Origin of the sequence: Kluyvera sp. CHPC 1.251 (assembly GCF_036759945.1) — a bacterium.
GTDB classification, from domain to species: Bacteria; Pseudomonadota; Gammaproteobacteria; order Enterobacterales; family Enterobacteriaceae; genus Kluyvera; species Kluyvera sichuanensis.
The window spans coordinates 25,007-50,013 of sequence record NZ_JAPKIC010000013.1 but is presented as its reverse complement, the minus strand read 5'-3'; the positions used below and the strand labels follow the sequence as shown (position 1 = coordinate 50,013).

The window sequence follows — 25,007 nt, the reverse complement described above, 5'->3', positions numbered from 1 at the left end:
CGGCAGCCTGAATGCGGATTAGGCGGAGATCTGGTGACGGTAGTCCGTCGGCGTGCGGTCAAACTCGCGGCGGAATACGCGTGAGAAGGTCTGCTGTGAGACGTAGCCGAGATCCATAGCGATATCAAAGATAGGCCGCTGGGTGGTGCGTAGCGCCTCTGCGGCAAGCAGCAGGCGTCGCTGGCGGATGTAGTCACCCAGCGTCTGATGCATCACGGTGCGGAACATTCTTTGCAGATACCACTTCGAGTAGCCGGACTTACGGGCCACGATGTCGATATTAAGCGGTTGATCGATATGTTCATCTATCCATTCAATTAGCGTCTGAATAATTTCCCGATGGGACATAAGGCTCTCCCCGTTGTCTATTTTCGCGTCGATTTCTGTTCTGTTGGCGAGTATAATTCCTCAAGTTAACTTGAGGTAAAGCGGATTATGGAAAAAAAATCGACGAGAATAAAAACGCTGCTTTCACCGGGTGAAGTAGCGAAACGAACTGGTGTTGCGGTATCAGCGCTGCATTTTTATGAAAGCAAAGGGTTGATTCGTAGCACGAGAAATAGCGGTAATCAGCGGCGCTATAAGCGTGATGTCCTGCGTTACGTGGCGATTATCAAAATTGCCCAGCGGTTAGGGATCCCGCTCGGCACTATCGGTGAATCGCTGAGCGTGCTGCCGGAAAACCACACGCTGGGGCCGAAAGACTGGAAGCATTTCACCACGCAGTGGCGCGAAGAGCTGGATAAACGCATCCACGCGATGGAAGCCTTACGCGACCAACTGAACGGCTGTATCGGTTGCGGCTGTATGTCGTTGCGCGACTGCCCGCTGCGTAACCCTGGCGATAAACTGGGGGAAGAAGGGACCGGCGCGCGTTTGCTGGAAGATGAGTAATCCTTATTCATTTCTCCCCGGAAAATTGCGACATTTTTGCCATAGAAATGTTGCCGGATTGCGCATGGACGATAACGTTTGCGCATGGGTTGACCAATTCTTCATCGGCATTCGTTAATTTTCATAAACCAGGGCAAACTTCTGTTGAAAAAAGGGGCATAAAAGCCAGATAATCGTTTGCCTTCAAATTTCGGACGTCTCTTACGCCGAAAATGAGCGGGTCAACCTTATCTCGCACACGCGGAGAATAAGGAATTCCGAATATCGTTTTGTCTGCGCGGAGTTAATCGTTTGCTTTTTTGTGGCTCCCCTATTGCCGCAAGTAGCACATGGAGATGACGCTTAGCTGGAAGTGGATGTTCCACCACGCAGACGAACGAATGATAAAAACTCTCAGGGGATGTTTTCTATGTCTACGCCTTCAGCGCGTACCGGCGGTTCGTTAGACGCCTGGTTTAAAATTTCTGCACGTGGTAGCTCCGTTCGTCAGGAGATTGTCGCCGGCCTTACTACCTTCCTGGCGATGGTTTACTCGGTGATCGTGGTGCCGGGCATGCTGGGTAAAGCCGGTTTCCCACCGGCGGCGGTCTTCGTGGCGACCTGCCTGGTGGCCGGTGTCGGTTCTATCGTGATGGGCCTGTGGGCAAATCTGCCGCTGGCGATCGGCTGTGCGATCTCACTGACCGCCTTCACCGCTTTCAGCCTGGTACTGGGCCAGCACATCAGCATTCCGGTTGCGCTGGGCGCGGTATTCCTGATGGGTGTACTGTTTACCATCATTTCTGCCTCCGGTATCCGTAGCTGGATTTTGCGCAATCTGCCGCAGGGCATTGCGCACGGTACGGGCATTGGTATTGGCCTGTTCCTGCTGCTGATCGCCGCGAACGGCGTTGGCATGGTGGTGAAAAACCCACTGGACGGCCTGCCAGTTGCGCTGGGTCAGTTCGATAGCTTCCCGGTCATTATGACGCTGGTCGGTCTGGCGATGATCATCGGTCTGGAGAAACTGAAGGTACCGGGCGGCATTCTGCTGACCATCATCGGTGTCTCCATCGTGGGGCTGATTTTCGATCCCAACGTACACTTCTCCGGCGTGTTCGCGATGCCATCGCTGAGCGATGACAAAGGTAACTCGCTGATTGGCAGCCTCGATATTATGGGCGCGCTGAACCCGGTTGTGCTGCCAAGCGTGCTGGCGCTGGTGATGACCGCAGTGTTTGACGCCACCGGTACTATCCGTGCGGTAGCCGGTCAGGCGAATCTGCTGGATAAAGACGGCCAGATCATCAACGGCGGCAAAGCGCTGACCACTGACTCCCTGAGCAGCGTGTTCTCGGCAGTTGTGGGCGCATCCCCGGCAGCGGTCTATATCGAATCCGCAGCGGGTACGGCAGCAGGCGGTAAAACCGGTTTAACGGCGATCACCGTCGGCATCCTGTTCCTGCTGATTCTGTTCCTCTCTCCGCTCTCTTACCTGGTTCCAGGCTATGCCACCGCACCAGCGCTGATGTACGTCGGCCTGCTGATGCTGAGCAACGTGGCGCGCATCGACTTCAACGACTTCGTTGACGCGATGTCCGGGCTTATCACTGCCGTGATGATCGTGCTGACCTGTAACATCGTTACCGGCATCATGATTGGCTTCGCGACCCTGGTGATTGGCCGCGTGGTTTCCGGTGAATGGCGTAAGCTGAACATCGGCACCGTGATTATTGCTGCGGCGCTGGTAGCGTTCTATGCAGGCGGCTGGGCGATTTAATCTCGCCACTGCCGTAAAAAGAACCCGCCTGATGGCGGGTTCTTTATTTGTAGCCCGGCCAAGCGCAGCGCCGCCGGGGCAGGCTCCGAACCGATCCCGGCGGCGCTGCGCTTGGCCGGGTTACAGGTCCGGACTTTTTTTCTATTTTCAGCCACCTCTCGTTTCCTTTTGCGTTAATCTGGGTAACGTAAACTCGGAAGCACGACGCTTCATGTTTTGAATAATAAGACAACGCTGTAAACAGGGAACGCATGGAAATATTCTTTACCATACTCATCATGACTCTCGTGGTTTCGCTCTCCGGGGTGGTTACGCGCGTAATGCCCTTCCAGATCCCACTTCCATTAATGCAAATCGCCATCGGCGCGCTGCTGGCGTGGCCGACGTTTGGTTTGCACGTTGAATTTGACCCTGAACTGTTCCTCGTTCTGTTTATCCCGCCGCTGCTGTTTGCCGACGGCTGGAAAACGCCGACCCGCGAATTTATTGAGCATGGGCGAGAGATCCTCGGGCTGGCGCTGGCGTTAGTGCTGGTGACGGTGGTGGGGATTGGCTTCCTGATCTACTGGATTGTGCCGGGTATTCCGCTGATTCCAGCCTTTGCGCTGGCAGCCGTGCTGTCGCCGACCGATGCCGTGGCGCTCTCGGGGATTGTCGGTGAAGGGCGCATCCCGAAAAAAATTATGGGGATTCTGCAGGGTGAGGCGCTGATGAACGACGCCTCCGGCCTGGTGTCGCTGAAGTTTGCCGTTGCGGTAGCGATGGGCACGATGGTCTTTACCGTCGGTGGCGCCACGGTGGAATTCCTTAAAGTGGCGATTGGCGGCATCCTGGCGGGTTTTGTCGTCAGCTGGTCGTACGGTCGCTCTATGCGCTTCCTCAGCCGCTGGGGTGGCGATGAACCGGCCACGCAGATTGTGCTGTTGTTCCTGCTACCGTTCGCCTCTTACCTGATAGCTGAACATATCGGGGTTTCCGGGATTCTGGCGGCGGTGGCGGCCGGGATGACCATCACCCGTTCCGGCGTGATGCGCACCGCGCCGCTGGCGATGCGCCTGCGTGCCAACAGTACCTGGGCGATGCTGGAGTTTGTGTTTAACGGCATGGTGTTCCTGCTGTTGGGTCTACAACTGCCAGATATTCTCGAAAGCTCGCTGGTGGCGGCAGAGGCCGACCCGAACGTTGAAACCTGGATGCTGTTTACCGATATCATCCTGATTTACGCGGCGCTGATGCTGGTGCGTTTTGGCTGGCTGTGGACGATGCGCAAGCTGAGCCAACGCTTCCTGAAAAAGAAACCGATGGAGTTTGGTTCGTGGACCACCCGCGAGCTGCTGATCTCCTCCGTGGCCGGTGTGCGCGGGGCGATTACCCTTGCCGGTGTACTCTCCATTCCGCTGCTGCTGCCTTCTGGCGATGCTTTCCCGGCACGCTATGAGCTGATCTTCCTGGCGGCGGGCGTGATTCTGTTCTCGCTGTTTGTCGGGGTGATCGCGTTGCCGATTCTGCTGCGCCATATTGAGTCGAGCGATAACGTCCAGCAGCGTAAAGAAGAGCGCCTGGCGCGGGCGGCGACGGCCGACGTAGCGATTGTCGCCATCCAGAAAATGGAGGAGCGTCTTGCCGCGGATACCACCGAGAATATCGATAATCAGCTGCTGACCGAGGTCAGTTCTCGCGTGATTGGTAACCTGCGTCGTCGCGTCGATGGGCGTAACGATGTGGAAACCTCAATGCTGGAAGAGCAGCTTGAACGCCGCTTCCGCCTCGCGGCGCTGCGCTCTGAGCGCGGGGAGCTGTATCACCTGCGCGCGACGCGTCAGATCAGCAACGAGACCTTGCAGAAGCTGCTGCACGACCTTGATCTGCTGGAAGCGCTGTTGATTGAAGATGCGTAATTCGGATAAAGCGTGAGCCTGTCAGTTCCCTCTCCCCTATGGGGAGAGGGCTAGGGTGAGGGGATGACTCGGAGCATAAACCCTCACCCCAACCCTCTCCCTTAAAAAGGGAGAGGGAGCACACCGTGCCTAAACCTCTACTCCGGTAGCGTAAATCCCTCACAGCACTTCAGCCACGCCTGGGCGCTGTGAGACAAATACACCCCTTCTCGCCAAATCATCCCCAACTGCCAGCGCAGATCGCTCTCCAGCGGCAGCCAGCGCAGGGTTTTCTCATCAAGCCTGCGGCAAATTGGCTCCGGCAGAATTGCCACGCCGACGCCCGCCTGGACCATTGCGGCGAGAAAATCCCATTGCCCGCTGCGCACCGCAATACGCGGCTTGACGTCGTGACGCGCAAACAGCTGCATCAGCTGGCGGCTAAGGGCGAAATCTTCGTTGTAGATAAGCAGAGGGTGGGCAGCAAGCTGCTGCGGTGAAACTGAGGTGTGCTCCAGCCAGTCTCCAGAGCGCGGCACCAGCACGCAAAGCGGATGACTGAACAAGAGCCGGGTAGTGAGTGCGCTTTCTTCTTCCACCGGCAGCGCCGTCATCGCCAGATCCAGCTCGCCGTTCATTACCGCCTGCTGCACGGTCAGACCGCCGCCTTCGGAAATTTTCAGCTCCACGCCGGGATAGCGCTGGCGAAACAGGCTAATGGGTCCGGCCATCAGCATGCCAACCATCGGTGGAATACCGAGGCGCAACACGCCTTTGTTGAGATGGTTAATGTCGCTAAGTTCGGCCTCCAGCTGGCGAAATTCGTCGAGGATAGCCAGCCCGCGGTCGAACACCACCTGCCCGGTATCGGTCATCAACAGCTTACGGCCGTCGCGAATGAGCAGGGTGCAGTTCAGCTCATCTTCCAGATTTTTGAGCATCTTACTGATGGTGGGTTGCGTCACGAAGAGCTTCTCCGCCGCGCGGGTAAAGCTCTGCTGACGAACGACTTCGACAAAGTAGCGCAGCGTTCTGATGTCCATGATTATGCCTCTTAACTATGCTACCGATGAGTTTAATTCATTTTTGTCATCATCGTTGTCTCACTATACTGTGCCTCTCTCATTTTTTCTGGACATCCCTCCATGGCTGAGGCCTTAGGGCGCGTTGTGCCCTCCGTTTTAAACCGTCTCCAGGTTCCGGTGCAGGTTGTGCTGTACGCAGGTCTGTTTGTGTTTGCTGACTATCTGGTGAACCGGTGGCATCTGCCGCTGCCCGCTAACCTGGTGGGCATGGTGCTGCTATTGGCGCTGATCGTCTGCCATATTGTGCCGCTGAAATGGGTTCGCGCCGGGTCGCGCTGGCTGCTGGCGGAAATGCTGCTGTTCTTTGTGCCGGCAGTGGTGGCGGTGGTGAACTATGCCCAACTGCTGATGGTCGACGGCTGGCGGATTTTTGTGGTGATTGCGCTAAGCACGATGATGGTGCTGGCGGCGACCGCTTGGGTAGTCGATAAGGTTTATCGCTACGAGCTAAAACGGATGCGCCATGAGTAACTTTCAGCTGAGCGTGCTGTGCCTGGCGATTACGCTGGTGCTCTACTTTGCCAACAAACGCCTCTACCGCCGCTTTCGCAAGCTGCCGCTGATGCCGCTGGTACTGACCCCGGTGTTATTGGTGCTGATGCTGGTGTTCGGCCATATCTCCTATCAGAACTACATGGGTGAAGCGCACTGGCTGCTGTGGCTGCTCGGCCCGGCGACCATCGCGTTTGCGGTGCCGGTGTACGACAATCTGGCAATCATCAAACGCCACTGGATGTCGCTGTCGGCGGGGGTGATCACGGCGACGGTGGTCGCGGTGACCAGTTCGGTGTGGCTGGCGCGGCTGTTTACGCTGCCGGACGAAATCCAGCGTAGTCTGGCGGTGCGTTCCATCACCACGCCGTTTGCTCTGGCGGCAGCAAAGTCGCTCGGCGGCCAGCCTGAGCTGGTGGCACTGTTTGTGGTGGTGACCGGCGTATTCGGTATGGCGATTGGCGACGTACTGTTCCTGCGCTTATCTATTCGTGAAGGGATGGCAAAAGGCGCAGGCTTCGGCGCGGCATCGCACGGTGCCGGGACGGCGCGCTCCTATGAGCTGGGGCCGCAGGAAGGCGTGGTGGCGAGCCTGGTGATGATGCTGTCCGGCGTGGTGATGGTGCTGGTGGCGCCGTTAGTGGGCTGGATTATGTTCTGATGCTGCTGCCGGGTGGCGCTGCGCTTACCCGGCCTACAAGGGCGCAATCCCGTAGGCCTGATAAGCGACGCGCCATCAGGAAAAACTAGCGATTTAACCGCCGCACAATGCGCTCCACCTGCTGGCGGAAATCGGCGACCACTTCAGCGGTCGTCTGCTTACCGAGGTCCAGCTTCTCGCGGGCCGAGGTAAACTGATCGATAACCTGCAAATCCTCAATATACGGCGTGGCGACAGCGGTGGTGTGCAGCGACTGTGCCTGGCGTAATCCGGCAACGACCGGGTCATTCGGATCAATCACCCCTTTTTCGGTGAGCAGCGTTTCTGCCGCCTTGTTCAGCGGAATACCGCGCTCCAGCCCCAATGCTTCAACCGACTGCGGGTCGCTGACCAGGAAGTTCAGCAAAATCGCTGCCTCTTTCGGATGTTTGGTGGACTTCGCCACCGAGAACATCTGCGAGGTTTTAAAGTAGACGCCGGACTCATCCGTTCCCGGCTGCATCACATAGTCGCCGAGCACCAGTTTCGCCGGTGGCGTCATGTTGTTGGCAAACATCCGGATGGTGATATTCCAGGTGAACAGGCCGCCCCATTCGCCGTTAATCCACGGCTTCATTTCATACAGATTGCCCTTGCCGTAGGCGGAGAGCGTTTTCGGTGACGGCAGCACGTGGTCATCGCTCAGCCGCTTCACAAAGTTGAACGCCTCAATCCACTGCGCCTCATCCCAGGCAAACTTACCGTCGCTGTTAAACATCGGCTTCTGGTGTGTCTGCATCATGTAGGCGTTGAGCAGCAGAATCACGTCCTGATCGACCATGGTGTACGGATAGTAATTGTTGCCCAGTTTCTGCTGGAATACCTTCCCGGCGGCAAAGAATTCGTCCCAGGTTTTAGGGTAGGCCAGCCCGGCTTTTTGCCAGGTCACATCGTTGTAGTAAAAGACCGGCGCGTTGACTGAGATAGGCAGACCGTTGAGCTTGCCTTTGACGGTGGTGGACTGCAAATCTTTGGCCTGATACTGGCTGAAATCAAGCTCACTCTTGAGCTTATTGAGGTCGTAATAGCCTTCGCCGTTTTTGGAGAAGATGATCAGCCACGGCCAGTTGGTCTGCATCACATCCGGCTCGGTGCCGCTGGCCATCTGGGTGGTCAGGCGCGAGAGGTGCCCGTCCCAGCCGGTATACTCGGCCTTCACTTTAATATCAGGATACTTTTTCTCGAAGGCTTCCAGCGCTTTCAGCGTCGCCTGGTGGCGGCTATTGCCACCCCACCACGACATGCGTAATTCAACGGGCTGTTGCGCCCAGGCAGAGGTACAGGAAAATAACAGCGATGCGATGACACCTGAAACGAGTTTATTCATTATTTGTCTCCAGGATAGAGGCATAAATAGTGTTATTAAACAGGTGAGTAACAGCAAAATACTGACCAGTCGCTCCGGCGCAGCCTCCTGCCGCGCCGGAGGGCGTGCGGCTTAACGTTTTGTCAGACGGGAAACCAGTTCAAACTCCTTAAAGTTCACCGGGCGCTGCTGCTGCATCGAAATATTGCCCGCAATACCGGTGAGGATAGACATCGCCCCCGCGCGGTGGTCGGCGGCGCGCAGCAGCGGGTCGTTGCCCGGTTCGCCGAACAGGTCCGCCAGCATGGCGTTATCGCCGCCGCCGTGGCCGCCTTCACCGAGGTTAAACTCCGCCTTCCACGGCTCGGCAAACATTGGGAACACGGTGATATCGCACTGTTCCAGGCTGCCTTCGTTTTCGCGTTTGCCACCGGCGTTGACGTAGGATTTCTCAACGATCTTCATCTCCAGACGACCTTCGGTGCCGTTAAACACCACGTTCAGCCCTTCCCACGGCAGATAGGCGTTCAGCGAGTAGGTGAGCTGCACCTGGTTCTGGTATTTCACCAGCACCGACATGGTGTCTTCAATGGTGATGCCGTCGCTGAACACGCTCTGGTCGCGGAAGTAGTTATCTTCATGCTCGGCGTCCAGATAGAGCGCTTTCAGCTGTTCGTTGTCCGCCATGTTCAGCGCGAACGGGTCGTCCTTCGCTTCGGCATAACCATGAGTGCGCGGGTAGAACTGGCTGACGCCGCGCTTCTCGGCGTTTTCTTTGCCGTAGAACTGCAGGCTGCCTTCGGCGTACACGCGCTCCGGATAGCTTGCCAGCCAGAAGTTCATCAGGTCGAAGTGGTGGGTCGATTTATGCACCAGCAGGCCGCCGCTGTTGCGTTTTTCGCGGTGCCAGCGACGGAAGTAGTCTGCGCCGTGCTCGGTATTGAGCAGCCACTCGAAGTGAACGGAGGTGACGTTGCCAATCACGCCCTGCATCAGCAGTTCACGCACTTTGCTGTGGTGCGGCGCATAGCGATAGTTGAAGGCCACACGTACGGTATGCCCGGTCTCTTCAATGGCGTCCAGAATACGCAACGCGCGCTTCTCGTCGATGGTCATCGGCTTTTCGGTGATCACATCGCAGCCCGCGTGCAGCGCCCGAACGATATAGTCGTCGTGGGTGCGATCCATGGTGGTGACGATGACGATGTCCGGGCGGGTTTCGCGGATCATCTCTTCAAACTGCGCCGCTTTCCAGGTGGAGGCCGGCTCGGCTCCCTCTTTTTGCAGCAGCGTATTGGCGTAATTCATTCGCGTCTGGTTGGTGTCGCAAAAAGCGACCATTCTGGCGTTATTACGCCAGGTTCCACCGATAGCGGAAATATATAAACCTGCACGACCTCCAGTCCCGACCAACGCATATTTTTTCATGACATCCTCGATTAATATATCAACACCAAAATCAGCAAGGCGACGCAATGAAACGTATTCCGCATCAATTGATGGAGCTGAACAGCACTTTTATCTGGCACTGGCCCTGGTTTATTCAGGGCGTTAAAAGCGCGAAACAGCACGGTTTCACCGGCATCATCCTGCACCAACAGGAACTGCTTTCCATTCTTGCAACGCCCTCGCCGTTGAGTCCGAAACTCCACGTCGAGAACCTTATTCATCAGCAGCATTACGCGTTGCAGTATTTAAAACGCGTTGACCGTTATCTGGCGGAAAATAACCTTTCGTTCTGGCTACAGGGGGAAGCGGCGCCTAATGACGACATTATTAAGCGTAAATTTCCCGAACTGACCTTCGACGAAAGAAGCGCGCCGGATTTCTGGCAGCAGTTTTATGCCGCGATACTGCATCCGCTATTGCCGTCGTTGCCGCATCTCAGCGGCATGATTCTGAGCCTGACCACCCCGGACTTTCAGACCGCCCGCTGGCAGCAGAGCCTGCACGATGTCTGGAGCCTGCTGCGCGCCCAGGGGAAAAAGCTGGTGCTGCGCGACTTTATTGATGACAGCTGGCCGCGCCAGCAGCTTTCCAACATTCTTGCCCGGCTCTCGGACGACGTTCGCGCCTCTATCAAAGCCACCGAACTGGACTATCACCCCGGTTTTGCCAACCACCCGCACATTGCGACGCTGCCGGGTCATAAAAAATGGATCGAGTACGATCTCTTCGGCACCGGCTACGGCTGGACGGCGCTGCCGTGCTATTTAGCCGATGAAATCAGCGGCCGCCTGAGCTGGGCGCTGAGCGCCGCTGAAAACGAAATTGAGGCCATTACCTCTCGCGTGAGCTGGCAGTGGCTGCCCGATAGCCGGGTCATGGACTCTGCCAACGCGATAAATCTCTTTGGGCTGTCTGCCGCCAACCAGGTCGACGATGCCGCGCCGTCGGCCTTTGAACGCTGGGCCGAGCATCAGCAGCTTGGCTTTCGCTCGACGCAGGATAAACATCAGCTCTCTGCCATCGTCCACGCCAGCTACGACTGGCTGTGTAAAACGCCGAACTTCCTCGGGAGGCGGTTGCACTACCAAAGCCAGATCCCGGAGAGCCTCTCTCAGGCGCAGCAACTGCTGCATATGGACACCCGCAGCGCCAACTGGATGCACGCCTGGCAGCCCTTAATGCCGACTGACGACCCGACGCTTGGCAAAGAGCAGCGCGAGCGGGTGACGCTGGAAAAAGAGGCCGCCTGCTTCCTCGCAGCCCGCACGGTGCAAAATCTGCGGGAGCTGATACCGCGAATTACCTGCCCGGATGACACGCTGGAGGTGCTGCTAGCCGCCTGGCGCAGCGCGGAAATCTACAGTCAGATGTTCTCTCGCGTCGCGGCGGCGGTGACCGATGCCCTTTGGCTGGATCACTATGGCCCGCAAAGCCTGCCTGCCGACACGCTGCAAAAGCATCAACAGCAGCTACTTCGCTATGCCGATACGCTGGAACGCTGGCTGGTGAATCCGCCCGCCAGCGGCCCGCTGTTCCTGCCGCTGCTGTTAAGCCCGGAGCGCCTAACTCGCTTTGCCAGCAGTCTCAGCGAGGCGCCTTGAGTAAAGAATAAAAAGCGCGGCGAGCGTTGTCTGTAAACGTCGTAGAGGTAAAACCGGGGATTGGCGTGAAAACGGGAAAAGTGTGATGGCCTTTGCGAATCGCAGATAAAGCTTGTGATGCGCATCGGCTTTTTTCGTTTTGACGACGTGATAAACGTCACCTGAAGGGGGAAAAAATGTGATCCCCGACCTGGCGGCCGGGGAGGGGATTTTAGTGTGCGCGGCCCTGGTCGATGCCCAGACCGGTCTGCGAACGGATGAACTGCGCGCGGAACTGCTCGCGTTCACGATTACCTTCTTCGGAGTTATCGGTGGCGGAGAAGAACCAGATACCGATAAAGGCGATGGCAATAGAGAACAGCGCCGGGTACTCATACGGGAAGATAGCCTTCTCGTGGCCGAGGATCGTCACCCAAATGGTTGGGCCGAGGATCATCAGTACCACCGCCGTCAGCAGGCCCAGCCAGCCGCCAATCATCGCGCCACGAGTGGTCAGTCTTGACCAGTACATGGAGAGCAGGATGATCGGGAAGTTGCAGCTTGCCGCGATGGAGAACGCCAGGCCCACCATGAACGCGATGTTTTGATTCTCGAACAGAATGCCCAGCAGAATCGCTACCACGCCCAGCACCAGCACGGTGATTTTTGAGACCTTCAGCTCTTCACGTTCGGTCGCGCCTTTCTTAAAGACGTTGGCGTACAGGTCGTGAGAAACCGCCGAAGCCCCAGCCAGCGTCAGACCGGCGACCACTGCCAGAATGGTGGCAAAGGCGACCGCAGAGATAAAGCCCAGGAACAGGTTACCGCCCACAGCATCGGCCAGGTGAACCGCCGCCATGTTGTTGCCGCCAATCAGCGCGCCCGCCGCATCTTTAAACGCCGGGTTCGCCCCGACCAGCATGATCGCGCCGAAGCCGATGATAAAGGTCAGGATGTAGAAGTAGCCCATAAAGCCGGTAGCGTAGAACACGCTCTTACGCGCTTCGCTGGCGTCGCTGACGGTGAAGAAACGCATCAGGATGTGCGGCAGACCCGCAGTACCAAACATCAGGCCGAGACCCAACGACAGTGCCGATATCGGATCTTTCACCAGCCCACCAGGGCTCATGATGGCCGCCCCTTTCGGGTGTACCGCCATCGCTTCGGTGAACAGGTTATTGAAGCTAAAGCCGACGTGCTTCATCACCATAAAGGCCATGAAGCTGGCGCCGAACAGCAGCAGTACCGCTTTGATGATTTGTACCCATGTGGTGGCGAGCATGCCGCCGAACAGCACGTACATCACCATCAGCACGCCAACCAGCACCACGGCGACGTGGTAGTTGAGACCGAACAGCAGTTCGATAAGCTTACCAGCACCCACCATCTGAGCGATCAGGTACAGCGCCACCACCACCAATGAGCCGCAGGCGGAAAGCATGCGGATTGGCCCCTGCTTTAGTCGGTATGAAGCGACGTCGGCAAAGGTGTAGCGGCCGAGGTTACGCAGGCGTTCGGCAATCAGGAACAGAATGATTGGCCAGCCGACGAGGAAGCCGAGCGAGTAGATCAGTCCGTCATAGCCGGAGGTATACACCAGCGCGGAGATCCCGAGGAATGAGGCCGCTGACATAAAGTCACCGGCAATCGCCAGCCCGTTCTGGAAACCGGTGATATTGCCGCCGGCGGTGTAGTAATCGCTGCGCGAACGTACGCGCTTCGAGGCCCAGTAGGTGATGTACAGCGTCAGCATGACGAAAATCAGGAACATGATAATCGCCTGCCAGTTGGTCGGCTGGCGCTCAACGTGTCCGCTAATCGCATCGGCCGCGTTGGCTGCGAAAGGAAGTGTGGCGGCCAGCGCCGTCAGGACTTTCTTCATGATGCTTTTACCTCACGCAGTACGGCCTTGTTCAGGCGATCGAATTCATTGTTGGCCCGCCAGACGTAAACGCCGGTCAACAAGAAGGAAATGACGATAATGCCGATCCCAATCGGGATGCCACGCGTGACGCTAGTGCCCGGATGCAGCGGCGTGCCAAGCCAGCCAGGGGCAAAAGCGATGAGTAAAATAAAACCGACGTACACCACTAACATGATCAGCGATAAGAAGGTGGCAAACCGTTGCCGTTTTTCGACGAGCTCCCTGAAATGCGCACTATCTTCTATCTGCTGACAAATTTGATCATTCATCACAGAGTCTCCAGAGGTTTTTTACGTAGTGTTTTTTGTTGTGCAAATCAGAACCAGAACACCGTACTGTTCCTTTCTCCGAACGGAAAAAGGATCGGGCGAGGGGCGGTGTACGGCGGTGCACCCTCACCCCGACCCTCTCCCGTGAACAGGAGAGGGGGAAGTCTGCCCTTATGACGGCATCGTGATGGCCTGCTTCTCTTCCAGCAGTTTGTCCACCACGCCCGGATCGGCGAGCGTTGAGGTATCGCCCAGATTGCTGGTATCACCGGCGGCAATCTTGCGCAGAATGCGGCGCATGATCTTGCCCGAACGAGTTTTTGGCAGCGAGTCGGTCCAGTGCAGCACGTCCGGGGTTGCCAATGGGCCAATCTCTTTACGGACCCAGTTGCGCACCTCGGTATACAGCGCTGGCGTTGGCTCTTCACCGTGGTTCAGCGTGACGTAGGCGTAAATCGCCTGGCCTTTGATGTTGTGCGGAATGCCGACGACGGCGGCTTCGGCAATTTTCGGATGTGAAACCAGCGCCGATTCGATTTCTGCGGTACCTAAGCGGTGGCCGGAGACGTTCAGCACGTCATCGACGCGGCCGGTGATCCAGTAGTAGCCATCTTCATCGCGACGTGCGCCGTCGCCGCTGAAGTACATGTTTTTGAAGGTGGAGAAGTAGGTCTGCTCAAAGCGCTCATGGTCGCCGAACAGAGTACGCGCCTGGCCTGGCCAGGAGTCGGTAATCACCAGATTACCCTCGGTCGCGCCTTCCTGCGGATGGCCTTCGTTATCGACCAGCGCGGGCTGCACGCCGAAGAATGGACGGCTGGCGGAGCCAGCTTTCAGCTCGATAGCGCCCGGCAGCGGGGTGATCATAAAGCCGCCGGTTTCAGTCTGCCACCAGGTGTCCATCACCGGGCATTTCTCGTTGCCGATCTGCTTCCAGTACCACTCCCAGGCTTCCGGGTTAATCGGCTCGCCCACGGAACCCAGAATGCGCAGGGAAGAGCGGTCGGTGCCCGCGGTGGCTTTATCGCCTTCCGCCATCAGCGCACGAATCGCCGTTGGCGCGGTATAGAGAATGTTGACCTTATGCTTATCCACCACCTGGCACATACGCGCCGGGGTTGGCCAGTTTGGCACGCCTTCGAACATCAGCGTCGTCGCGCCGCAGGCCAGCGGGCCGTACAGCAGATAGCTATGACCGGTGACCCAGCCCACGTCAGCGGTACACCAGTAGATGTCGCCCTGATGGTAGTCGAAGACATATTTAAAGGTGGTTGCGGCGTACACCAGGTAACCGCCGGTAGTGTGCAGCACGCCTTTCGGCTTACCGGTGGAACCGGAGGTATAGAGGATAAACAGCGGATCTTCGGCGTTCATCTCGGCAGGCTGATGCTGGTCGCTGGCGGTTTCCATCAGATCGTGCCACCACAGATCACGGCCTTCATGCCAGTCGATATTGCCGCCGGTGCGCTTCAGCACCACCACGTTTTCGATGGTTTTGACGTTCGGGTTTTTCAGCGCGTCGTCGACGTTTTTCTTCAGTGGTACGTTGCGCCCAGCGCGAACGCCTTCGTCAGAGGTGATCACCAGACGAGAACTGGAGTCAATGATACGACCGGCAACCGCTTCCGGTGAGAAGCCGCCAAAGATAACGGAGTGGATGGCACCGATACGGGCGCAGGCCAGCATCGCCACCGCCGCTTCCGGCACCATCGGCATATAGATAGCGACCACGTCGCCCTTTTTCACACCCAGCGACAGCAGGGTATTGGCGAAGCGACACACGTCGCGGTGCAGTTCGCGGTAGGTAATGTGTTTGCTTTGGGAGGCATCGTCGCCTTCCCAGATGATGGCGGTCTGGTCGCCACGGGTCTCCAGATGACGGTCCAGGCAGTTTGCTGCCAGGTTCAGGGTGCCGTCTTCGTACCATTTGATGGAGACGTTGCCAGGGGCAAAGGAGGTGTTTTTAACTTTGGTGTAAGGCTGCATCCAGTCGAGGATTTTTCCCTCTTCACCCCAGAACGCATCCGGGTTGGTGACTGACTGGTGATATTTGGTCTGGTATTGCTCCGGGTTTATCAGGCAGCGTTCTGCAATATTTGCAGGAATAGAGTGTTTGTGAATTTGGCTCATGCTTTTTTTCTCCTTGTAAGATGTTAATAATATGTCTCATAAAAGTTAATAACAGAGGGAGAAGACGCTTTGTTTACTATTTGCGCGGCAGATCACGCAATATTGGAATTGTTCAAATAACGTTCATTTGATTCTTTGAACAAAAATAATTCCGCAGGGGGATTTATAGAAAAATACCGATTTTTTCTTTTTTTATAACAAAAGCTTATAAATAATTACTGGTAGAAATCAGCGGTAATATGGATTTAGGCAGTGAAAAGCCCTGTTCTGAAAGGGTTGCACGGGACACCGTGCAGATGATACTGATATTGCGCGTTAAAAACCTCTAAAAGTAAACGCAACACAAATCACCCCCTTTCAAATGGATACCATTCCGGTTTGGCATGGTATTTTTCATTGAGGAAGTCTGCAGTTATGAAAAAAGCTCGAATCAGCCTGGCCTGGCAAATTCTGATTGCCCTGGTGCTGGGTATTATTCTCGGTAGTTACCTGCATTATCATAGCGATAGCCGCGACTGGCTGGTTATGAATCTGTTATCACCTGCTGGCGATATATTCATCCACCTGATTAAAATGATTGTGGTGCCGATTGTTATTTCTACGCTGATCGTGGGAATAGCCGGCGTCGGCGATGCAAAGCAATTAGGACGAATCGGCGCAAAAACCATCATCTATTTCGAAGTGATCACCACGGTAGCGATTATTATCGGTATTACCATGGCGAATGTCTTCCAGCCTGGGTCAGGGATTGACATGTCACAGCTGGCGACGGTGGACATTTCGAAATACCAAAGCACCACCGCCGAAGTGCAAAGCCATGCGCATGGTCTGATGGGCACCATCCTGTCGTTGGTGCCAACCAATATCATTGCCTCGATGGCGAAAGGCGACATGCTGCCGATTATCTTCTTCTCGGTGCTGTTTGGTCTGGGGCTCTCCTCGCTGCCTGCCACCCACCGCGAACCGCTGGTTACGGTGTTCCGTTCGATCTCTGAAACCATGTTCAAAGTCACCCATATGGTGATGCGCTACGCGCCGGTTGGTGTGTTCGCGCTGATCGCCGTGACGGTGGCGAACTTCGGTTTCGCCTCGCTGTGGCCGCTGGCGAAGCTGGTGCTGCTGGTGCACTTCGCGATCCTGTTCTTCGCGTTGGTGGTGCTGGGTATTGTGGCGCGCATCTGCGGGCTAAGTATCTGGATCCTCATTCGTATCCTGAAGGATGAACTGATTCTGGCGTACTCCACCGCCAGCTCCGAGAGCGTGCTGCCGCGCATTATCGAGAAAATGGAAGCCTACGGTGCACCGGCTTCTATCACCAGCTTCGTGGTGCCGACCGGTTACTCGTTTAACCTCGATGGCTCGACGCTGTACCAAAGCATCGCGGCTATCTTTATCGCCCAGCTGTACGGTATCGACCTCTCCATCTGGCAGGAAATCGTGCTGGTGCTGACGCTGATGGTGACCTCAAAAGGGATCGCGGGCGTGCCGGGCGTCTCCTTCGTGGTACTGCTGGCGACGCTGGGCAGCGTCGGTATTCCGCTGGAAGGCCTGGCATTTATTGCCGGCGTTGACCGTATCCTCGATATGGCGCGTACCGCGCTGAACGTGGTGGGTAACGCGTTGGCGGTGCTGGTTATTGCCAAGTGGGAACACAAGTTTGACCGTAAGAAAGCGCTGGCGTATGAGCGTGAAGTGTTGGGCAGGTTTGATAAAACCGCCGACCAATAAATAGAACAATAATGCCGGGCTTGCCCGGCATTATTTTTTTGGTGCTGATGAACGTTCTGGCTGGCACGATGTGCTCCCTCTCCCTTTTTAAGGGAGAGGGCTGGGGTGAGGGTTTAACGTCGAACCGACATGCCCCTCACCCTAACCCTCTCCCCAAAGGGGCGAGGGGACTGACTGGTGCGGGCTGTTACTCCGCACTCACCTTATCAAACTCTTCACACCCGGTATCAAACCCTTCCGTACAGCTCAGGTTCAACCACTGCAATGCTTTCTGTTTGTTCTGCGGGATAAATCCTTTCTCGCCGCCCAGGAACATCATCCCGGCCCAGTACTCGGCATAGCCGGTGCGAGAGAGCGCTGAACTGTTTTTGAAGTAGTCCGTCGCCTTCTCGTCATCTTCCTTCACACCCACGCCGTTGGCGTAAATCAGCCCCAGCAGCATCTGCGCGTCCACCGCGAAATCGCTCTCGGCGTTCATCGACGCCTGCTGGAGCAGCGTAATGGCCCGCGGGTAGTCGGTCTGGCCCGCCTGACTGTTGATAAGAATACGCGCCAGGATAACTTCACCGGCTCGGCTGCCCGCCTTGACGGCTTTCTCGGCCAGCGCTTTGGCTTCGGTGTAGTCGAGGCTTACCGGGTTGGTAATTTTAATCTGCGCCAGTAGCGCACAGGCATCGGCATCGCCACTATCGGCGGATTTTTGCGCCCAGAATTCGGCTTTACTCAGGTCACCGGAGCTAAACCAGGTATCGGCCAGATAGTATTGCGCCCGTGCGTCTCCCGCTTCGGCGGCTTTCAGGTATTGGCTGCCCGGCTCGTCGGCGTACGCTGACAGCGCCGTCAGGCATAACCATAGCATTGCAAAAAGTCGTGTCATCTTATTATGTAGGTTGTCGAGGAAGGGGGCAGTATAAAGAGATTGGCAGGATAAAAAAACGCCCCCGAATGGGGGCGTTGAAACGAGTCCGCTTAGCCCATTGCGCTTTCGCGCAGTCCGGCCTTCAGCTTCGTATACTCATCAATAACATACTGCTCTGCGGCACGCTGGTCGGCAATCGGCTCAACGTTCACGGCGCAGTATTTATACTCAGGCGTTTTGGTAATCGGGCTTAAGTTCTCGGTTACCAGCTCATTACAGGCCCCAATCCACCACTGGTAGGTCATGTAAATCGCGCCTTTGTTCGGACGGTCGCTGACCGCTGCACGGGTGATGACGCGGCCTTTGCGGGAGTTCACCCACACTAGCGCTTCATCTTCGATGCCTAAACGTGCGGCATCCGCGGTGTTGATCTGGGCGTAGCCCGGTTCATCCGCCAGTGCTGCCAGCGCCGCACAGTTACCGGTCATCGAACGGCAAGAGTAGTGGCCGACTTCGCGCACCGTCGACAGTACCATCGGATACTGCTCGGTCAGCTTGTCGATTGGCGCTACCCAGTCGCAGGTGAAGAACTGCGCCATACCGTTCGGGGTGTCGAACTTCTCTTTAAAGAGGTAAGACGTCCCCTGGTCAGCGTCGGACTCATCGCGGCAAGGCCACATCACATAGCCGAGTTCACCCATTTTCTCGTAGGTGGCACCGTAGAAATCAGGGCACAGGCCGCGCAACTCATCCCAGATTTCCTGAGTGTTGTTGTAGTGCATCTTGTAGCCCATACGGGTGGCAATTTCACTGATGATCTGCCAGTCGGTTTTCAGGTCCCACTTCGGCTCAACGGCTTTAAAGAAGCGCTGGAAGCCACGGTCTGCGGCCGTGAAGACGCCTTCATGCTCGCCCCATGACGTAGACGGTAAAATAACGTCTGCGGCAGCAGCGGTTTTAGTCATGAAGATATCCTGGACGATAACCAGTTCCAGATCTTCGAAGCCTTTACGTACCGCGGAGAGCTCGGCGTCGGTCTGTAATGGATCTTCACCCATAATGTACGCGGCGCGAACTTCGCCATGCGCGGCGCGGTGCGGCAGCTCGCTGATGCGATAGCCGGTATGCGCAGGCAGGCTTTCCACGCCCCAGGCTTTGGCGAATTTCTCGCGGTTAGCCGGGTTGTTCACGTACTGATAGCCCGGATAGGTATCCGGCAGTGCGCCCATATCGCAGGCACCCTGAACGTTGTTCTGACCGCGAACCGGGTTCACGCCCACGCTTGGCTTACCGAGGTTACCGGTCAGCATCGCGAGGCTGGTCAGCGAACGGACGGTTTCCACGCCCTGATAGAACTGGGTAACACCCATGCCCCACAGGATGGCCGCGCTTTTCGCACCGGCATACATACGCGCACACTGACGAATTTCCTGTGCGCTGACGCCGGTAATCTCTTCGACGGACTCCGGCGTATAGCCTTCGACAATCTTGCTGTACTCTTCAAAACCGTCGGTACGGCTAGCGACGAACGCTTTGTCGTACAGATTTTCTTCAATAATGACATGACCTATGGCGTTGAGCAGCGCGATGTTCGAGCCGTTTTTCAACGCGATATGCATATCGGCAATGCGCGCGGTTTCAATTTTGCGCGGATCGCAGACGATGATTTTCGCCCCTTTACGTTTGGCGTTAATCACGTGATTCGCCACGATAGGGTGGGAATCAGCCGGGTTGTACCCGAAGATAAAGACTAAGTCAGTGTCATCAATTTCGTTGATGGCATTGCTCATTGCGCCGTTACCGACCGATTGGTGCAGACCTGCAACCGAAGGGCCGTGTCAGACGCGTGCGCAGCAGTCGACGTTGTTAGTACCAATCGCCGCACGCGCAAATTTTTGCATGACGTAGTTTGTTTCGTTACCCGTTCCGCGTGAGGAACCGGTAGTCTGAATGGCATCCGGGCCGTATTTCGCTTTGATCGCGCTCAGGCGGTCAGCCACGTAATTCAGCGCTTCGTCCCAGGAGACGGATTCCAGCTTGCCGCCACGTTGGCGACGGATCATTGGGGTTTTCAGGCGTGGCGTCAGGATCTGGGTATCGTTAATAAAATCCCAGCCATAATAGCCTTTCAGACACAGGGTACCCTGGTTGGTTTTCCCCTGAGCCGCCTCTGCCCGGACGATTTTTCCGTTATCGACCACCAGGTTGATTTTGCAACCTGATGCGCAATACGGGCAAACCGTGACGACTTTTTTCATCGGTCTCGCTCCAGTTAATCAAATCGCGCATACGCGCTGTCGCCCTCAGTATGCATCTTTTATGCCACTTTTTTATTATGGTCATTCCCTGATAATACGGCTGATTTTTGGACAAAACGCTGACGAAAAACAGGCTGTCGTCATATTTGACGTGTCGAAGGGAAAAACGGGTGACGTTCCTGGGGGACGAACCGATCCCGGAGTCGGCGCCGATGCGCCTCGTCCAGGGCGGTTCCGACCTACTTAACCGGCGCGGCCTGATAACCGCCGCCCAGCGTTTTAATCAGCTGAATCCCCTGCACCACGCGCTGGGTGTCGAGCATCAGCAGCGACATCTCTTCCGCCAGCACCGGCAGGCGTGCTTCGGTGGCCTGCAGCCGGCTGCCGAGCCCACGGCTGAAGGCGGCTTCGGCGGCGCTTTGGCTGTAGCGGGTGGCATCGACGCGTTCGGCCTGCATTGTGCGCTCATCGTTCAGCGTTTGCAGACGCGTACCGCCGATCGCCACGTCGCGAACGGCGTTAAGGACCGACTGGTTGTAGCGTTCAATCAGCATATTGCTGCCCGCGCGCGCGTTTTTCAGGTTGGCGTTTAACCGACCGCCGTCGAACAACGGCAGACGCAGGCCGGGGATGACGTTAATCTGCCGACTGGTGCTCTTGAACAGTTCGTCAATATGAATGGCGTCCAGCCCGAAGAAGACCTTGAGATCGAAGCTTGGGTAGAACAGCGCCCGTGCGGCCTCCACCTGATCGAGCGAGGCTTGCACGTACCAGCGCATGGCCTGCAAATCCGGGCGGCGTGCGAGCAGATCGTAAGAGAGCATCGGCGGGATACCCATCTGCACCTGCGGCAGCGCCGCTGGTTTTATCTCCGCCAGCCCGTTCGCCCCTGCGCCCATCAGCGCCCGCAGCGATTCGCGAGTCTCTTTGATTTGCCCTTTGACGGCGGCTATCTGCTTATCCACTGCCAGCATCTGCGCGCGCGCGCCGTGATAAGGCACCTTTGCCTCCAGCCCCTGCGCGACTTTGCTCTGGTGCGCTCGCACCGCGTAGTCAATCACGTCGTGGGTTTGCTGCAGCAGGTCGAGCATCTGGTAGCTTGCCTGGATGCTGTAATAAAGCTGCGCCACGCCGGTCGATAGCGCCAGCTCTACCGCCACCGTTTCGGCAAGCGCAGCGTTTTGCGCGCCAATGGCCGCCGAGACGGCAGAGCGGTGTACGCCCCATAGATCGAAATCCAACCCGGCCACCAGGCCGACGGTCGCTTCGGTGTAGTAAGGGCCGTCCATGCCCAGGCGCGGCGCGTCCAGGGCGTAGGGGCCGAGGAAGCCGTTGGCCGACGCGCGCTGGCGGTTAACCATCCCCAGCGCTGCCATCTGCAGCCGCGACCCGGCCTCGAGTAAATCGGCCTGCGACTGTGCTTTCTCTTCGCGTAGCCGGGCTTCGGCCAGCGTGTGCGACCCGGCCAGCGTTTTTTCAATCAACGCCGTTAGCTGTGGGTCATTAAACTGCCGCCACCACTGTGCCTGCCGCCACCACTGTGCCTGCGGCCAGCCCTGGCTGGCGAGATGGATATCGTCAGCCAGCGTAATCTGCCCCGGTTGCAGCTGCGCATGGGGGGCAGAATCGCTGCGGATCAACGCGCAGCCGGAGAGTGTGGCGGTGCTGCTCAGCAGGCTACACAGCAGGATGCGAAAAAGGGTTCGGGTCATGATGGGGTGGCTCCTTGCGCCTGTTCCCCGGCGCGTTTGGCCGGGGAGGTCCAATCGGGTAAACGGGCTATTTGCTGCGCGACGCGCTGTGCGTCTTCGCTCTGCTCCGGCGAGAGCGAGAGCGCGGAGGCGGTACCCTGCGTCAGCGCGGCGGCGTACTGCTCCAGCGCTTCGGCAAGCGCCGGTTCCGGTGCCTCAGCACCATCCCAGGCGTAGAGGATCTCGCGGCCCGAATGAATCACGCTCTGACAGTGAGTAAGATGGGTGGCCTGGTGGGATTCCAGCGCCACGCGCTCGCACATCTCCTCGCAGGCATTAAAGGCCGCGTGGCAGCCAATGCGCAGCTTGAGATAGTCACGCTGCGTTGTCGGGGATTGCTGCGAAAGGCGCAGCAGTTTGCCGAGCATGCCCAGGGCTCCGGCCAGCTTGTGCCGCAGAGGGACGGCTTCACTTTCCGGCCAGATAAAGGTGTAGATAACGGCGGAGACGGCGGTGCCAATTAGGATCCCGACGGCGCGATCGCGGATCTCTGCCAGATCGTAGGCCGGGCCATAAACGTTCTCGATCGTGGCAAGCGCGAAGGTGACGATCATCTGGGTGCCAATATAGGACGATCGTTCCGATCCGGTCGCTATCCAGGCGCCAAACAGGAAAATAGGCGCCAGTACGGCGAGCAGTTCAACGATGCCGTCCAGCCACGGCATAATGGCGATCGTCACCAGCAGCGCCAGTAGTGCACCGGCCAGTGCGCCGCCGAAGCGCAGCGCCATTTTCTGGTAGGAAGAGCCGATGCTGGGATTGGCGACAATAATGCAGGTCAGCATGCAGGTGTGAATGCCTTCCCAGTCGACGCCGGAATAGAAGACAAAGCAGATCAGGCAGGCCAGCAGCGTTTTGAGGGCATAACGCAGGTAGGCCGGGTTGGTAAAGGCATCCGCGACGAATGACGGCGCTTTGACGACAGGCGATGGCGGCGTATTGGGGTCCATCAGGCCAAGCTGACGCAGCTGCTCGCAGAGATTCTCCAGCCCGCAGGCCTTTGCCGCTGCGCGTTCCTCGGCGCTGAGCTGCCATGTGCTCTGCCACGGTTTACCCTCGGTAATTGACTGCCGCAGCGAGAGGATTTCCGCCCTCAGCCGTGCGATGAACGCCGGGGCTGGCGCGGTGATGGTGGCATCGTAGCGGTTCAGCGTGCTGTACAGATAGCTCACGGTATTGACGCCGTTTTGCCACCAGGCGCAGTGCGCTCTCCAGCCGGCATCGTCGGCCATGCAGAAGACATTCAGCTTTTGCAGCGCCAGTATTTCCCGCTCGACGGCGGTTTCCGCCAGCGGGACGCCTTCGCCTGCCAGCCGCTTGAGGGCGTCATCCAGCCGGGCGCAGAGCGCACCGCGCATCTGGTTTCCGGCACGGCTGGGGAACCACAACACGCCCATCAGCACCATTAGCAGCGTAGGGTAAAGGCCCACCACAATGCACCACAGCGTCAGGCGCATCACCACTTCGGGATAGTCGAGCATGCCGGGAAAGCTCTGACCGTAAATGGCGACAATAGCTACCGCGAAGAAGACCAGCCCTAGCCGATGGGTGCGCATCATAAACATGCAGCCCAGCAGGATCAGGCTGGCGATGATAAGGCGCACCAGCGGGTAGCCGTAGGCCCATTTGTAGATCAGAAACAGGCTGCCGATCTCCAGCACCGTGGCGACGACAAACAGTATCGCCACGAATTTGGTGTAAAACGCGTTCGATTGAATGCCATAGAACAGCACCGCCAGTGAAACGGCGAGAAAGGGGATCTCGAAGGTCATCGAGATAAGCACGACCAGCAGGCAGCCAATCCACAGCTGAAGCGTCTGCGGCAACCGTCCGGGACGACGCTCGCTCAACTCCTTATGGAAAAACGCCAGTAGCCTGACCAGCGGCAGCGGCAGGTAATGGAGCGCGTTCATTATTGCGACTCAAGGCTGGCAACCGCCGACGCGCCGATACGGAACATGTCAGCGTCCGGGTTATCAACCATGATTTTCACCGGAAAGCGCTGGGCCACGCGCACCCAGTTGATGGAGCGGGAGACGCGCGGCAGGCCGCCGAGCACTATGCCACCGTCGTCTGGCAGCACGCCGTAACCAATGGAATCTACCTTGCCGGTAAACGTTTTGCCGCTGTCGCTCATCAGGCGCAGAGTGGCGGGGGAACCCGCGTGGATGTTGCCTAACTCGGTTTCACGGAAGTTGGCAATCACGTACCAGTGGCGGGTGTCGATGAGGGTGAAAATAGGGCGCATGGCGGAGGCGAACTGCCCAATGGCGGTTTTCAGCGACACCACGCGGCCGTCGAACGGCGCACGCACGGTGGCCATCTCGAGGTGCAGTTTGGTCAGCGCAATATCCGCTTCCACTGCCACACGCTGGGCGACCAGCGCATCCACGCCGCTGACGGCGCTGGCGGCCTGCTGCGCCTGCAGCAGCACGGCGTTGAGATCGGCTTCGCTGGCGCGCTGCGCGGTGCGCGCGCGGTCAACGTCTTCCGCCGAGACAAATCCCTGCGATAGCAGCGGTTCGGTGCGGCGCAGCGTGTCGCTGGCGAGTTTAGCCGCCGCGCGCGCTTTGCCAACGGAGGCCTCAACGGAGCCCGCGGCAAATTTTTGCGCATCGATGCTGCGCTGGGTCAGCATGATCTGTTTGTCCAGCGCAGCCAGTGAAGCTTCGGCCTTTGCCAGATTGGCCTCATAAGGGCGAGGGTCGATGCGGAAAAGCAGATCGCCCTGCTTGACCTGCTGGTTATCGCGCACCGCCAGCTCAATAATGCGCCCGCTCACTTCCGGGACCACGTCGATAGTGTCGGCAGAGGCATAGGCATCGTTAGTTGAAGGTGCGCTATCAATACGCCAGATAATCCAGATCAGGACAATTAACGCGAGCAGCGCCAGCACCAGGGCAGGTATTTTGTTGCGAAGAGTTTTATTCTGCGAGCTTTCCATGA

19 protein-coding genes are annotated in these 25,007 nt (G+C 57.4%); 7 read left to right on the top strand and 12 right to left on the bottom strand.

The features are described from left to right. Positions 1 to 18 precede the first annotated feature (18 nt). Positions 19 to 348, bottom strand: a complete 330-nt coding sequence (soxS, locus tag V6940_RS20200) for a superoxide response transcriptional regulator SoxS (protein ID WP_185668463.1) — start codon at positions 346 to 348, stop codon at positions 19 to 21. A gap of 87 nt (positions 349 to 435) precedes the next feature. Here soxS and soxR point away from each other — a divergent pair, with 87 nt between their 5' ends. From soxR to V6940_RS20185, 3 genes are all read left to right on the top strand, one after another. Then, a complete protein-coding gene (gene soxR / locus V6940_RS20195) occupies positions 436 to 894 on the top strand; it encodes a redox-sensitive transcriptional activator SoxR (protein ID WP_035895941.1) in 459 nt (152 codons plus the stop codon). A gap of 409 nt (positions 895 to 1,303) precedes the next feature. After that, positions 1,304 to 2,653: an NCS2 family permease gene (locus V6940_RS20190; protein ID WP_333497077.1), complete on the top strand. Its 1,350-nt coding sequence runs from the start codon at positions 1,304 to 1,306 to the stop codon at positions 2,651 to 2,653. A 251-nt stretch (positions 2,654 to 2,904) separates the two neighbouring features. Then, positions 2,905 to 4,551, top strand: coding sequence for a Na+/H+ antiporter (locus tag V6940_RS20185; protein ID WP_185668466.1), 1,647 nt, complete (start codon positions 2,905 to 2,907; stop codon positions 4,549 to 4,551). A gap of 137 nt (positions 4,552 to 4,688) precedes the next feature. Here the strand turns inward: V6940_RS20185 and V6940_RS20180 are convergent, their stop codons facing one another. Next, the gene (locus V6940_RS20180) at positions 4,689 to 5,573 is read right to left on the bottom strand and encodes a LysR family transcriptional regulator (protein ID WP_333497076.1); all 885 of its coding nucleotides are present in this window, start codon (positions 5,571 to 5,573) and stop codon (positions 4,689 to 4,691) included. Between the two features lie 102 nt (positions 5,574 to 5,675). On the opposite strand from V6940_RS20180, the gene V6940_RS20175 reads away from it, so the two are divergent. Continuing rightward, positions 5,676 to 6,086: a CidA/LrgA family protein gene (locus V6940_RS20175; RefSeq protein WP_185668468.1), complete on the top strand. Its 411-nt coding sequence runs from the start codon at positions 5,676 to 5,678 to the stop codon at positions 6,084 to 6,086. After that, positions 6,079 to 6,768, top strand: coding sequence for an LrgB family protein (locus V6940_RS20170; protein WP_333497075.1), 690 nt, complete (start codon positions 6,079 to 6,081; stop codon positions 6,766 to 6,768). The genes V6940_RS20175 and V6940_RS20170 overlap by 8 nt, the downstream gene beginning before the upstream one ends. An 85-nt stretch (positions 6,769 to 6,853) precedes the next feature. Here the strand turns inward: V6940_RS20170 and V6940_RS20165 are convergent, their stop codons facing one another. Together V6940_RS20165 and V6940_RS20160 are read right to left on the bottom strand one after the other, a co-directional pair. Next, on the bottom strand, positions 6,854 to 8,137 hold the full coding sequence (locus V6940_RS20165) for an ABC transporter substrate-binding protein (protein WP_442910835.1): 1,284 nt from the start codon (positions 8,135 to 8,137) through the stop codon (positions 6,854 to 6,856). Between the two features lie 108 nt (positions 8,138 to 8,245). Beyond that, positions 8,246 to 9,541, bottom strand: coding sequence for a Gfo/Idh/MocA family protein (locus V6940_RS20160; RefSeq protein WP_333497073.1), 1,296 nt, complete (start codon positions 9,539 to 9,541; stop codon positions 8,246 to 8,248). Positions 9,542 to 9,588: 47 nt separating this feature from the next. Here V6940_RS20160 and V6940_RS20155 point away from each other — a divergent pair, with 47 nt between their 5' ends. Next, positions 9,589 to 11,163, top strand: coding sequence for a hypothetical protein (locus tag V6940_RS20155; RefSeq protein WP_333497072.1), 1,575 nt, complete (start codon positions 9,589 to 9,591; stop codon positions 11,161 to 11,163). Between the two features lie 211 nt (positions 11,164 to 11,374). On the opposite strand, the gene actP is transcribed toward V6940_RS20155, so the two are convergent. The 3 genes from actP to acs all read right to left on the bottom strand — a co-directional run bounded on the left by actP (position 11,375) and on the right by acs (position 15,465). After that, a complete protein-coding gene (gene actP / locus V6940_RS20150; protein WP_185668473.1) occupies positions 11,375 to 13,024 on the bottom strand; it encodes a cation/acetate symporter ActP in 1,650 nt (549 codons plus the stop codon). Beyond that, complete coding sequence (locus V6940_RS20145) at positions 13,021 to 13,335, bottom strand: DUF485 domain-containing protein (RefSeq protein WP_106928512.1); 315 nt, start codon at positions 13,333 to 13,335, stop codon at positions 13,021 to 13,023. Before V6940_RS20145 ends, actP begins: the two co-directional genes overlap by 4 nt. Before the next feature lie 171 nt (positions 13,336 to 13,506). Further along, positions 13,507 to 15,465 (bottom strand): acetate--CoA ligase, encoded by a 1,959-nt coding sequence (gene acs, locus V6940_RS20140; protein WP_185668474.1) that lies wholly within the window; start codon positions 15,463 to 15,465, stop codon positions 13,507 to 13,509. A 414-nt stretch (positions 15,466 to 15,879) separates the two neighbouring features. Between acs and gltP the strand changes: the two genes are divergently transcribed. Then, positions 15,880 to 17,193: a glutamate/aspartate:proton symporter GltP gene (gltP, locus tag V6940_RS20135; RefSeq protein ID WP_333497071.1), complete on the top strand. Its 1,314-nt coding sequence runs from the start codon at positions 15,880 to 15,882 to the stop codon at positions 17,191 to 17,193. Positions 17,194 to 17,380: 187 nt separating this feature from the next. Here gltP and V6940_RS20130 read toward each other — a convergent pair whose 3' ends face one another. The 5 genes from V6940_RS20130 to mdtN all read right to left on the bottom strand — a co-directional run bounded on the left by V6940_RS20130 (position 17,381) and on the right by mdtN (position 25,005). After that, positions 17,381 to 18,070: a tetratricopeptide repeat protein gene (locus tag V6940_RS20130; protein ID WP_333497070.1), complete on the bottom strand. Its 690-nt coding sequence runs from the start codon at positions 18,068 to 18,070 to the stop codon at positions 17,381 to 17,383. A 92-nt stretch (positions 18,071 to 18,162) separates the two neighbouring features. After that, complete coding sequence (gene fdhF, locus V6940_RS20125; protein WP_333497069.1) at positions 18,163 to 20,310, bottom strand: formate dehydrogenase subunit alpha; 2,148 nt, start codon at positions 20,308 to 20,310, stop codon at positions 18,163 to 18,165. 239 nt (positions 20,311 to 20,549) lie between these two features. Then, positions 20,550 to 22,022: an MdtP family multidrug efflux transporter outer membrane subunit gene (locus V6940_RS20120; protein ID WP_442910834.1), complete on the bottom strand. Its 1,473-nt coding sequence runs from the start codon at positions 22,020 to 22,022 to the stop codon at positions 20,550 to 20,552. Then, positions 22,019 to 23,974, bottom strand: a complete 1,956-nt coding sequence (mdtO, locus tag V6940_RS20115; protein ID WP_333497068.1) for a multidrug efflux transporter permease subunit MdtO — start codon at positions 23,972 to 23,974, stop codon at positions 22,019 to 22,021. The genes V6940_RS20120 and mdtO overlap by 4 nt, the downstream gene beginning before the upstream one ends. Next, positions 23,974 to 25,005 (bottom strand): multidrug transporter subunit MdtN, encoded by a 1,032-nt coding sequence (mdtN, locus tag V6940_RS20110; RefSeq protein ID WP_333497067.1) that lies wholly within the window; start codon positions 25,003 to 25,005, stop codon positions 23,974 to 23,976. The genes mdtO and mdtN overlap by 1 nt, the downstream gene beginning before the upstream one ends. Positions 25,006 to 25,007 lie beyond the last annotated feature (2 nt).

Coding starts and splice junctions, on each gene's coding strand:
- soxS (WP_185668463.1), bottom strand. CDS start 348: ATGTCCCATCGGGAAATTATTCAGACGCTAATTGAATGGATAGATGAA.
- soxR (WP_035895941.1), top strand. CDS start 436: ATGGAAAAAAAATCGACGAGAATAAAAACGCTGCTTTCACCGGGTGAA.
- V6940_RS20190 (WP_333497077.1), top strand. CDS start 1,304: ATGTCTACGCCTTCAGCGCGTACCGGCGGTTCGTTAGACGCCTGGTTT.
- V6940_RS20185 (WP_185668466.1), top strand. CDS start 2,905: ATGGAAATATTCTTTACCATACTCATCATGACTCTCGTGGTTTCGCTC.
- V6940_RS20180 (WP_333497076.1), bottom strand. CDS start 5,573: ATGGACATCAGAACGCTGCGCTACTTTGTCGAAGTCGTTCGTCAGCAG.
- V6940_RS20175 (WP_185668468.1), top strand. CDS start 5,676: ATGGCTGAGGCCTTAGGGCGCGTTGTGCCCTCCGTTTTAAACCGTCTC.
- V6940_RS20170 (WP_333497075.1), top strand. CDS start 6,079: ATGAGTAACTTTCAGCTGAGCGTGCTGTGCCTGGCGATTACGCTGGTG.
- V6940_RS20160 (WP_333497073.1), bottom strand. CDS start 9,541: ATGAAAAAATATGCGTTGGTCGGGACTGGAGGTCGTGCAGGTTTATAT.
- V6940_RS20155 (WP_333497072.1), top strand. CDS start 9,589: ATGAAACGTATTCCGCATCAATTGATGGAGCTGAACAGCACTTTTATC.
- actP (WP_185668473.1), bottom strand. CDS start 13,024: ATGAAGAAAGTCCTGACGGCGCTGGCCGCCACACTTCCTTTCGCAGCC.
- V6940_RS20145 (WP_106928512.1), bottom strand. CDS start 13,335: ATGAATGATCAAATTTGTCAGCAGATAGAAGATAGTGCGCATTTCAGG.
- acs (WP_185668474.1), bottom strand. CDS start 15,465: ATGAGCCAAATTCACAAACACTCTATTCCTGCAAATATTGCAGAACGC.
- gltP (WP_333497071.1), top strand. CDS start 15,880: ATGAAAAAAGCTCGAATCAGCCTGGCCTGGCAAATTCTGATTGCCCTG.
- V6940_RS20130 (WP_333497070.1), bottom strand. CDS start 18,070: ATGACACGACTTTTTGCAATGCTATGGTTATGCCTGACGGCGCTGTCA.
- V6940_RS20120 (WP_442910834.1), bottom strand. CDS start 22,022: ATGACCCGAACCCTTTTTCGCATCCTGCTGTGTAGCCTGCTGAGCAGC.
- mdtO (WP_333497068.1), bottom strand. CDS start 23,974: ATGAACGCGCTCCATTACCTGCCGCTGCCGCTGGTCAGGCTACTGGCG.
- mdtN (WP_333497067.1), bottom strand. CDS start 25,005: ATGGAAAGCTCGCAGAATAAAACTCTTCGCAACAAAATACCTGCCCTG.